At 63.4% G+C, this 8306-nt stretch carries 19 protein-coding genes; all 19 read left to right on the top strand.

The window, feature by feature from the left end:
- The coding region (locus tag DK847_RS11595; protein ID WP_483458045.1) for an EF-Tu C-terminal domain-related protein at window positions 1–85 on the top strand (85 nt) is incomplete at its 5' end.
- A 14-nt stretch (window positions 86–99) separates the two neighbouring features.
- Window positions 100–408: a 30S ribosomal protein S10 gene (rpsJ, locus tag DK847_RS11590; protein WP_111198656.1), complete on the top strand. Its 309-nt coding sequence runs from the start codon at window positions 100–102 to the stop codon at window positions 406–408.
- A 27-nt stretch (window positions 409–435) separates the two neighbouring features.
- Window positions 436–1140, top strand: coding sequence for a 50S ribosomal protein L3 (gene rplC / locus DK847_RS11585; RefSeq protein WP_111198655.1), 705 nt, complete (start codon window positions 436–438; stop codon window positions 1138–1140).
- Between the two features lie 12 nt (window positions 1141–1152).
- On the top strand, window positions 1153–1770 hold the full coding sequence (rplD, locus tag DK847_RS11580; RefSeq protein WP_111198654.1) for a 50S ribosomal protein L4: 618 nt from the start codon (window positions 1153–1155) through the stop codon (window positions 1768–1770).
- A complete protein-coding gene (locus DK847_RS11575; RefSeq protein ID WP_111198653.1) occupies window positions 1767–2060 on the top strand; it encodes a 50S ribosomal protein L23 in 294 nt (97 codons plus the stop codon). Before rplD ends, DK847_RS11575 begins: the two co-directional genes overlap by 4 nt.
- A gap of 16 nt (window positions 2061–2076) precedes the next feature.
- Window positions 2077–2907 (top strand): 50S ribosomal protein L2, encoded by an 831-nt coding sequence (rplB, locus tag DK847_RS11570; protein WP_111198652.1) that lies wholly within the window; start codon window positions 2077–2079, stop codon window positions 2905–2907.
- A 10-nt stretch (window positions 2908–2917) separates the two neighbouring features.
- The gene (gene rpsS / locus DK847_RS11565) at window positions 2918–3202 is read left to right on the top strand and encodes a 30S ribosomal protein S19 (protein WP_111198651.1); all 285 of its coding nucleotides are present in this window, start codon (window positions 2918–2920) and stop codon (window positions 3200–3202) included.
- A 3-nt stretch (window positions 3203–3205) separates the two neighbouring features.
- Window positions 3206–3598 carry a 50S ribosomal protein L22 gene (gene rplV, locus DK847_RS11560; protein WP_111198650.1) on the top strand — a complete coding sequence of 131 codons (393 nt, stop codon included), beginning with the start codon at window positions 3206–3208 and terminating at the stop codon, window positions 3596–3598.
- The gene (gene rpsC, locus DK847_RS11555) at window positions 3598–4311 is read left to right on the top strand and encodes a 30S ribosomal protein S3 (RefSeq protein WP_111198649.1); all 714 of its coding nucleotides are present in this window, start codon (window positions 3598–3600) and stop codon (window positions 4309–4311) included. Before rplV ends, rpsC begins: the two co-directional genes overlap by 1 nt.
- A 19-nt stretch (window positions 4312–4330) precedes the next feature.
- On the top strand, window positions 4331–4744 hold the full coding sequence (rplP, locus tag DK847_RS11550) for a 50S ribosomal protein L16 (protein WP_111198648.1): 414 nt from the start codon (window positions 4331–4333) through the stop codon (window positions 4742–4744).
- 13 nt (window positions 4745–4757) lie between these two features.
- On the top strand, window positions 4758–4952 hold the full coding sequence (gene rpmC, locus DK847_RS11545) for a 50S ribosomal protein L29 (protein WP_111198687.1): 195 nt from the start codon (window positions 4758–4760) through the stop codon (window positions 4950–4952).
- An 11-nt stretch (window positions 4953–4963) separates the two neighbouring features.
- Window positions 4964–5212 (top strand): 30S ribosomal protein S17, encoded by a 249-nt coding sequence (rpsQ, locus tag DK847_RS11540; protein ID WP_111198647.1) that lies wholly within the window; start codon window positions 4964–4966, stop codon window positions 5210–5212.
- Between the two features lie 45 nt (window positions 5213–5257).
- Window positions 5258–5626 carry a 50S ribosomal protein L14 gene (gene rplN, locus DK847_RS11535; protein ID WP_111198646.1) on the top strand — a complete coding sequence of 123 codons (369 nt, stop codon included), beginning with the start codon at window positions 5258–5260 and terminating at the stop codon, window positions 5624–5626.
- A complete protein-coding gene (gene rplX, locus DK847_RS11530; protein WP_111198645.1) occupies window positions 5626–5949 on the top strand; it encodes a 50S ribosomal protein L24 in 324 nt (107 codons plus the stop codon). The genes rplN and rplX overlap by 1 nt, the downstream gene beginning before the upstream one ends.
- Complete coding sequence (rplE, locus tag DK847_RS11525; RefSeq protein ID WP_111198644.1) at window positions 5942–6628, top strand: 50S ribosomal protein L5; 687 nt, start codon at window positions 5942–5944, stop codon at window positions 6626–6628. Before rplX ends, rplE begins: the two co-directional genes overlap by 8 nt.
- Before the next feature lie 27 nt (window positions 6629–6655).
- The gene (rpsN, locus tag DK847_RS11520) at window positions 6656–6961 is read left to right on the top strand and encodes a 30S ribosomal protein S14 (RefSeq protein ID WP_111198643.1); all 306 of its coding nucleotides are present in this window, start codon (window positions 6656–6658) and stop codon (window positions 6959–6961) included.
- Window positions 6962–6986: 25 nt separating this feature from the next.
- Window positions 6987–7385 carry a 30S ribosomal protein S8 gene (gene rpsH / locus DK847_RS11515; protein ID WP_111198642.1) on the top strand — a complete coding sequence of 133 codons (399 nt, stop codon included), beginning with the start codon at window positions 6987–6989 and terminating at the stop codon, window positions 7383–7385.
- A gap of 10 nt (window positions 7386–7395) precedes the next feature.
- The gene (gene rplF / locus DK847_RS11510) at window positions 7396–7929 is read left to right on the top strand and encodes a 50S ribosomal protein L6 (RefSeq protein WP_111198641.1); all 534 of its coding nucleotides are present in this window, start codon (window positions 7396–7398) and stop codon (window positions 7927–7929) included.
- Window positions 7930–7932: 3 nt separating this feature from the next.
- On the top strand, window positions 7933–8295 hold the full coding sequence (gene rplR / locus DK847_RS11505; protein ID WP_111198640.1) for a 50S ribosomal protein L18: 363 nt from the start codon (window positions 7933–7935) through the stop codon (window positions 8293–8295).
- The last annotated feature ends 11 nt before the right edge of the window (window positions 8296–8306 follow it).

Genomic DNA, 8306 nt, shown 5'->3' with positions numbered 1-8306 from the left:
CGCCATGGAAGAGAAGCTGCGCTTCGCCATCCGTGAAGGCGGCCGCACCGTCGGCGCCGGCGTCGTCGCGAAGATCACTGACTAAGGGCGGATAGAGAAATGCAACGTCAGAACATCCGCATCCGCCTCAAGGCCTTCGATCACCGCATCCTCGATACGTCGACGCGCGAGATCGTCAACACGGCCAAGCGGACCGGCGCGCAGGTGAGGGGCCCGGTGCCCCTGCCGACCCGCATCGAACGTTTCACCGTGAACCGTTCGCCCCACGTCGACAAGAAGAGCCGTGAGCAGTTCGAAATGCGGACCCACCGCCGCCTGCTCGATATCGTCGATCCGACCCCGCAGACTGTCGATGCTTTGATGAAGCTCGATCTCGCTGCCGGTGTCGATGTTGAAATCAAGCTCTAAGTCCTAGAGCTTTGAAGGAGTGAAGCGATGCGTTCTGGTCTCATCGCACAGAAGCTGGGTATGACCCGCATCTACACGGAAGAGGGCGTTGTCGTCCCCGTCACCGTGTTGAAGGTCGATAACTGTCAGGTCGTTGCTCAGAAGACGAGCGACAAGGACGGTTACACTGCCCTGCAGCTTGGTGCTGGCGTCCCGAAGATCAAGCGGCTGACCAAGGCCGAGCGTGGCCATTTTGCCGTGGCCAAGGTCGAGCCGAAGCGGAAGCTGAAGGAATTCCGGGTTTCCCCGGACAACGTGATCCCGGTTGGTGCCGAAATCACCGTCGAGCATTTCGTTCCCGGCCAGTTCGTGGACGTGACCGCGACCTCGATGGGCAAGGGCTTCGCCGGCGGCATGAAGCGCTGGAACTTCGGCGGCCTGCGTGCCACGCACGGCGTGTCGGTGAGCCACCGTTCCATCGGTTCGACCGGTAACCGCCAGGATCCCGGCAAGGTCTTCAAGAACAAGAAGATGCCTGGCCACATGGGCGCCGAGACCACGACGACCCAGAACATCGTCGTCGTGAAGACGGACGCGACCCGCGGCCTGATCATGGTCAAGGGCTCGGTTCCGGGCGTCAAGGGTGCGTGGGTTTCCGTGCGCGATGCCGTGAAGCGCAAGCTTCCTGACAGCGCTCCGAAGCCGGGCGCGTTCAAGCTTCCCGAAGCCGCCGCGGCTCCGGCAGCAGAGTAAGGGTTGACGGATATGAAAGCCGATATTCACACCATCGAGGCGAAGACGGCCGGCTCGATCGAGCTTGCCGACCACATCTTCGGTCTCGAGCCGCGCGCCGACCTGATCCACCGCGTGATCCAGTGGCAGCTCAACAAGCGCCAGCAGGGCACCCACCAGGCCAAGTCGCGCGGTGAGATTTCCCGCACCACCAAGAAGCTCGGTCCCCAGAAGGGTTCGGGCGGTGCACGTCACGGTTCGCGCAAGTCCGGCATCTTCGTCGGCGGCGGCAAGGCCTTCGGCCCCCGTTCGCGCAGCCACGAGACGTCGCTGAACAAGAAGATCCGCGCGCTGGGCCTGCGCCACGCCATCTCGGCCAAGGCCAAGGACCAGTCGCTGCTGATCCTCGACGCCGCGGCCTCGGACGGCAAGACCAAGACCCTGGTCAACGCCTTCGAGAAGCTCGGCCTCGTCAACGCGCTGATCATCGACGGCGCCGCGGTGAACGACAGCTTCGCCAAGGCTGCCCGCAGCATCCCGAACATCGATGTGCTGCCGATCCAGGGCATCAACGTCTACGACATCCTGCGCCGCAAGAAGCTCGTGCTGACCAAGGCGGCCGTCGAAGCGCTGGAGGCGCGGTTCAAGTGAGCAAGGAACACTACTACGACATCATCAAGAGCCCGGCGATCACCGAAAAGGCGACGCTGGTCTCCGAGAGCAACACGATCGTCTTCAACGTCGCCAAGGACGCCACCAAGCCGGCCATCAAGAAGGCCGTCGAAGGCCTCTTCGGCGTCAAGGTGAAGTCGGTCAACACGCTGGTGCGCAAGGGCAAGCAGCGCCGCTTCAAGGGCCAGCTGGCCATGCTGAGCGACGTCAAGAAGGCCTATGTGACCCTCGAAGAGGGCCAGCGCCTCGACGTCACGACTGGCCTCTGAGTGGTGAGATAGAACAATGGCACTCAAGACTTTCAACCCCACCAGCGCCGGCCGCCGCCACCTGATCCAGGTGGACCGCAGCCAGCTGTGGAAGGGCAAGCCCGTCAAGGCGCTTGTCGAAGGCATCGCCAAGAACGGCGGCCGCGGCAATACCGGCCGCATCACGACGCGCGGCCAGGGCGGCGGACACAAGAAGTCCTACCGCGTGGTCGACTTCAAGCGCACCAAGCACGACGTCGCCGCCGTGGTGGAGCGCCTGGAATATGATCCGAACCGCACCGCCTTCATCGCGCTGATCAAGTATGCCGATGGCGAGCTCGCCTACATCCTCGCGCCCCAGCGCCTGGCCGTGGGCGACAGCGTCATCTCCGGCAAGTCGGTCGACGTGAAGCCCGGCAATGCGATGCCGCTCGGCGCCATGCCGGTTGGCACCATCGTCCACAACATCGAGACCAAGCCCGGCAAGGGCGGCACGCTCGCCCGTTCGGCCGGCACCTACGCCATGGTGGCGGGCCGCGACCAGGGCTATGTGCTGCTGAAGCTGAAGTCGGGTGAAACCCGCATGGTCGACGCCTCCTGCATGGCTTCGGTCGGTGCGGTGTCGAACCCGGACCACATGAACGAAGTCGTCGGCAAGGCCGGCCGCAACCGCTGGAAGGGCCACCGCCCGATCTCGCGCGGTATCGCCCGCAACCCGGTCGACCATCCGAACGGTGGCCGTACCAACGGCGGCAAGCACTGGGCAACGCCCTGGGGCAAGCCGACGAAGGGCACCAAGACCCGCTCCAACAAGCGGACCCAGAAGTTCATCGTGCGGTCGCGCCATGACCGCAAGAAGTCGCAGTAAGAGGTAGACCGTGACACGCTCTGTATGGAAAGGCCCGTTCGTCGACGGGTATCTCCTCAAGAAGGCAGATGCCGCTCGCGGCACCGGCGGACGCGCCCAGGCCATCAAGACCTGGTCCCGCCGTTCGACCATCCTGCCGCAGTTCGTGGGCCTGACGTTCCAGGTCCACAACGGCAACAAGTTCATTCCTGTCCTCGTGTCGGAGGAAATGGTGGGCCACAAGCTCGGCGAGTTCGCGCCGACCCGGACCTTCCATGGCCACACCGCCGGCGACAAGAAAGCCGGAGGCAAGTAAGCCATGAGCAAGAAAGCACGCCCGCGCGCTCTGCCGGACAACGAGGCGAAGGCCGTGACCCGGTCGATCCGCATTTCGCCGCGCAAGCTCAATGACGTGGCCTCGGAGATCCGTGGCATGAAGGTGGACAAGGCGCTCGCCTATCTGACCTTCTCGCGCCGCCGCATCGCCAAGGACATCAAGAAGACGCTCGAGTCCGCGATCGCCAATGCCGAGAACAACCATGATCTCGACATCAACAACCTGGTCGTCGCCCAGGCGTGGGTGGGCAAGAATCTGGTCATGAAGCGCTGGATGCCCAACGCGCGTGGCCGCGTGGGCCGCATCGAGAAGTTCTTCAGCGAACTGACGATCATCGTCCGCGAAGTGCGTGAAGAGAGCAAGGAGGCCGCCTGATGGGTCAGAAAGTCAATCCGATCGGCCTGCGCCTCGGTATCAACCGCACCTGGGACTCCCGCTGGTTCGCCAACTCGCGCGAGTACGGCAAGCTGCTCCACGAGGACGTCGCGATCCGCGAATACCTCAAGAAGGAACTGAAGCAGGCCGGCGTCTCCAAGATCCTGATCGAGCGTCCGCACAAGAAGTGCCGCGTCACGATCTACTCGGCCCGCCCCGGCGTGGTCATCGGCAAGAAGGGCGCGGACATCGAGAAGCTTCGCAAGAAGGTTCAGGACATGACCGGCTCGGAAGTGCACCTCAACATCGTTGAAGTGCGCAAGCCCGAAGTCGACGCGACGCTGGTGGCCGAGAACATCGCCCAGCAGCTCGAGCGCCGCGTGGCCTTCCGCCGCGCCATGAAGCGTGCGGTGCAGTCCGCGCAGCGCATGGGCGCCGAGGGCATCAAGATCACCTGCTCGGGCCGCCTCGGCGGCGCCGAAATCGCCCGTGTCGAATGGTACCGCGAGGGCCGCGTGCCGCTGCATACGCTGCGCGCCGACGTGGACTACGGCACGGCGACCGCCTTCACGACCTATGGCACCAATGGTGTGAAGGTCTGGATCTTCAAGGGCGAGATCCTTGAGCACGATCCGATGGCGCAGGACAAGCGCATGAACGAACCGGCCGATGCCGGCGCCTCGCGCGGTCGCCGTGACCGCGACGCGGCTTGAGGATTAAGGGTTAGCGAAAATGCTGCAACCAAAGCGTACCAAGTTCCGCAAGGCCTTCAAGGGCCGCATCCACGGTAAGTCGACCAGCTGCAACACGCTGGACTTCGGCGCCTTCGGCCTCAAGGCCGTCGAGCCGGACCGTCTTACCGCCCGCCAGATCGAGGCCGCCCGCCGCGCGCTTGCGCGTGGCATGAAGCGTGCCGGCCGCATCTGGATCCGCGTGTTCCCGGACGTGCCGGTCTCCAAGAAGCCGGCCGAAGTCCGCATGGGCTCCGGCAAGGGTTCGACGGAATACTGGGCGGCCCGTGTGAAGCCCGGCCGCGTGCTGTTCGAGATCGACGGCGTTCCGCGCGAAGTCGCGGAAGAGTCGCTCTCGCTGGCCGCCGCCAAGCTCCCGATCAAGACGCGCTTCGTTGCGCGCCTCGGCGAATAAGAAGGTGACCGCCATGAAGGCCACAGACATCCGCGTCATGACCAAGGACCAGGTCCAGGACGAAATCCTGAAGCTCAAGAAGGAGCAGTTCAATCTGCGCTTCCAGAAGGCGACGGGCCAGGTTGAGAACACCGCGCGCATCCGCCAGATCCGCCGCGACATCGCCCGTCTCAAGACGGTGCAGTCGCAGCAGGCCGCCGCGAAGTAGGAGAGAATAGAATGCCGAAGCGCATCCTGCAGGGCGTCGTGGTGAGCGACAAGAACGACAAGACCATCGTCGTGCTCGTCGAGCGCCGCCTGCGTCACCCGGTGCTCAAGAAGACGGTTCGTCTTTCGAAGAAGTACCACGCCCACGACGAGAAGAACGAGGCCAAGGCCGGTGACATCGTCCGCATCGAGGAAACCCGTCCGCTGTCGAAGCAGAAGCGCTGGGCCCTCGTCGAGAAGGTCGCCGCGGGTCAGGCTTAAAGAGAACAGGGGCCCCAGGGCTTCCATGAGTGAACGGGTGATCAGATGATCCAGCAAGAAACCAATCTCGATGTGGCGGACAATTCCGGCGCCCGCCGGGTCCAGTGCATCAAGGTGCTGGGCGGCTCGAAGCGCAAGTATGCCTCCGTCGGCGACATCATCGTGGTGTCGATCAAGGAAGCCATTCCGCGTGGCCGCGTCAAGAAGGGCACGGTGATGAAGGCCATCGTGGTGCGCACCGCCAAGGACATCCGCCGCGCGGATGGCTCGGTGATCCGCTTCGACCGCAATGCCGCCGTCCTGATCAATGCGCAGGGCGAGCCGGTCGGCACCCGTATCTTCGGGCCCGTGCCGCGCGAGCTGCGCGCCAAGAACCAGATGAAGATCATTTCGCTTGCACCGGAGGTGCTTTGATGTCGGCGAAACTCAAGATCCGTAAGGGCGACAAGGTCGTCGTCATTACCGGCAAGGACAAGGGCAAGCAGGGCGAAGTCATTCGCACTATCCCGTCCGAAAACCGCGCCGTGGTGCGCGGCATCAACGTGGCCAAGCGCCACCAGAAGCAGACCGCGGCCCAGGAAGGCGGCATCGTCTCCAAGGAGCTTCCGATCCAGGTTTCGAACCTGGCTCTGATCGACCCCAAGGACGGCAAGCCGACCCGTGTGGGCTACAAGACCCTGGGTGACGGCAAGAAGGTGCGCGTCGCCAAGCGTTCGGGAGAAGTGATCGATGGCTAAGGAAGAGGCAAAGAAGGCCGCGGCGAAGAAGCCCGCCGCCGAGGCCAAGGCGAAGAAGGCCGAAAAGGCTGCTCCCGTCGCGAAGGCAGCTCCGGGCTCGGAGGCCGTGCCGGCCGACTACGTGCCGCGCCTGCGCAAGCACTATGACGAGGTCGTCCGCCCGGCGCTGATCAAGCAGTTCGGCTATGACAACGCCATGCAGGTTCCGAAGATCACCAAGATCGTTCTGAACATGGGCGTGGGCGAGGCCACCACGGACTCGAAGCTGGTGCAGGTCGCCGCCTCGGAACTGGAGAAGATCGCCGGCCAGAAGCCCGTGATCACCAAGTCGAGGAAGGCCATCGCGCAGTTCAAGATCCGCGAGAACCTGGCGATCGGCACCAAGGTGACGCTCCGCAAGGTTCGCATGTATGAGTTCCTCGACAGGCTCATCAACATCGCGCTGCCGCGCGTTCGCGACTTCCGCGGCCTGACCGACCGCTCCTTCGATGGCAACGGCAACTACGCCTTCGGCATCAAGGAACACATCATTTTCCCGGAGATCGACTACGACAAGATCGATCGCGTCTGGGGCATGGACATCATCATCTGCACCACGGCGAAGAATGACGCCGAGGCCCGCGCGCTGATCGATGCCTTCAACTTCCCGTTCCGCAAGCCGGCCCGCAAGGCCGCTTAAGATAGTTCAAGTCGAGGTAAAGCCCATATGGCTAAGACGAGCTCGGTAGAGAAGAACAACCGCCGCCGCAAGATGGTGAAGCAGTACGCCAACAAGCGTGCGAAGCTGAAGGCGATCATCCAGAACAAGGATGTCACCATGGAGGAGCGCTTCACGGCCCAGCTCAAGCTTGCCGAGCTGCCGCGCAACTCCGCCAAGAACCGGATCCGCAACCGCTGTGAGGTTACGGGCCGCCCGCGTGCCTTTTATCGTAAAGTCAAGATGTCGCGTCTGGCGCTTCGCGAGATGGCCAACCAGGGTCTGATCCCCGGCATGGTCAAGTCGAGCTGGTAACAGATACGGACTTCAGGAGAGAAGAATGAGTGTGAATGATCCGATCGGCGATATGCTGACTCGTATCCGCAACGCGCAGGAGCGTGGCAAGTCGAAGGTTTCGACGCCGCATTCCAAGCTGCGCGAGAACGTGCTGAACGTGCTGCAGGGCGAGGGCTTCATCCGCGGTTTCGCCGTTGTCCAGCTGGGCAACAACAAGGCCGAGATCGAGGTTGAGCTGAAGTACTTCGACGGCGCTCCGGTGATCCGCGAGCTGCACCGTGTGTCGAAGCCCGGCCGCCGCGTGTATGTTTCCGTGGGCTCGCTGCCGACCGTGTACAACGGCCTCGGCATCTCGATCCTTTCGACGCCCAAGGGTGTGATGTCGGATGCCGACGCCCGCACCCACAATGTGGGCGGCGAAGTTCTCTGCACCGTGTTCTGAGGTCACTCACATGTCTCGTATCGGAAAGAAACCAGTTCCCGTACCGGCCGGCGTGACCGTCAACCTTGCCGGCGCCAACGTGTCGGTCAAGGGCCCCAAGGGCGAACTGAAGTTCGTGCTCACCGACCAGGTGATCGCGAAGATGGAAGAGGGCGCCGTCAAGGTCGACCCGAAGGACAAGACCAAGCTGGCGCGTTCGGCCTGGGGCATGTCCCGCACCATGATCGCCAACATGATCAAGGGCGTCACCGAGGGTTACTCCAAGACTCTCGAGATCACCGGCGTCGGCTATCGTGCGGCCGCCCAGGGCAAGACGCTCAACCTGGCACTCGGCTACAGCCACGACATCAATTATCCGATCCCGGATGGCATCGACATCAAGACGCCGAAGCCCACCGAGATCGTGATCACCGGCATCGACAAGCAGCGCGTCGGCCAGGTTGCGGCTGAAATCCGCGACTACCGTGGCCCCGAGCCCTACAAGGGCAAGGGCGTCAAGTACGCCGGCGAATACATCTTCCGCAAGGAAGGCAAGAAGAAGTAAGGGATGGCCATGGCTACGAAATCTCAAGACCTGCGCAAGGCCCGCGTCCGCAAGGCGCTCGCGGCACGTGGTGCGCTTCGTCCCCGGCTGTCGGTGTTCCGCTCGTCCAAGAACATCTATGCCCAGATCATCGACGATACGAAGGGCGTGACGGTTGCCGCTGCGTCCTCGCTCGAGAAGGACGTGAAGGGCACGATCAAGACCGGCGCCGACAAGGACGCCGCGGCTGCGATCGGCAAGCTCATCGCCGAGCGCGCGATCAAGGCCGGCGTCAAGGACGTCGTGTTCGACCGCGGCGGCTATCTCTATCACGGGCGCGTCAAGGCGCTCGCAGACGCTGCCCGCGAGGGCGGCCTGAACTTCTAATCTCCGGCGAA

This window comes from Aestuariivirga litoralis, from assembly GCF_003234965.1.
Lineage (GTDB): Bacteria > Pseudomonadota > Alphaproteobacteria > Rhizobiales > Aestuariivirgaceae > Aestuariivirga > Aestuariivirga litoralis.
The sequence above is the reverse complement of the archived record's forward strand: the minus strand, read 5'-3'. Positions and strand labels throughout refer to the sequence as shown.

Coding starts and splice junctions, on each gene's coding strand:
- rpsJ (WP_111198656.1), top strand. CDS start 100: ATGCAACGTCAGAACATCCGCATCCGCCTCAAGGCCTTCGATCACCGC.
- rplC (WP_111198655.1), top strand. CDS start 436: ATGCGTTCTGGTCTCATCGCACAGAAGCTGGGTATGACCCGCATCTAC.
- rplD (WP_111198654.1), top strand. CDS start 1,153: ATGAAAGCCGATATTCACACCATCGAGGCGAAGACGGCCGGCTCGATC.
- rplB (WP_111198652.1), top strand. CDS start 2,077: ATGGCACTCAAGACTTTCAACCCCACCAGCGCCGGCCGCCGCCACCTG.
- rplV (WP_111198650.1), top strand. CDS start 3,206: ATGAGCAAGAAAGCACGCCCGCGCGCTCTGCCGGACAACGAGGCGAAG.
- rpsC (WP_111198649.1), top strand. CDS start 3,598: ATGGGTCAGAAAGTCAATCCGATCGGCCTGCGCCTCGGTATCAACCGC.
- rplP (WP_111198648.1), top strand. CDS start 4,331: ATGCTGCAACCAAAGCGTACCAAGTTCCGCAAGGCCTTCAAGGGCCGC.
- rpmC (WP_111198687.1), top strand. CDS start 4,758: ATGAAGGCCACAGACATCCGCGTCATGACCAAGGACCAGGTCCAGGAC.
- rpsQ (WP_111198647.1), top strand. CDS start 4,964: ATGCCGAAGCGCATCCTGCAGGGCGTCGTGGTGAGCGACAAGAACGAC.
- rplN (WP_111198646.1), top strand. CDS start 5,258: ATGATCCAGCAAGAAACCAATCTCGATGTGGCGGACAATTCCGGCGCC.
- rplX (WP_111198645.1), top strand. CDS start 5,626: ATGTCGGCGAAACTCAAGATCCGTAAGGGCGACAAGGTCGTCGTCATT.
- rplE (WP_111198644.1), top strand. CDS start 5,942: ATGGCTAAGGAAGAGGCAAAGAAGGCCGCGGCGAAGAAGCCCGCCGCC.
- rpsN (WP_111198643.1), top strand. CDS start 6,656: ATGGCTAAGACGAGCTCGGTAGAGAAGAACAACCGCCGCCGCAAGATG.
- rpsH (WP_111198642.1), top strand. CDS start 6,987: ATGAGTGTGAATGATCCGATCGGCGATATGCTGACTCGTATCCGCAAC.
- rplF (WP_111198641.1), top strand. CDS start 7,396: ATGTCTCGTATCGGAAAGAAACCAGTTCCCGTACCGGCCGGCGTGACC.
- rplR (WP_111198640.1), top strand. CDS start 7,933: ATGGCCATGGCTACGAAATCTCAAGACCTGCGCAAGGCCCGCGTCCGC.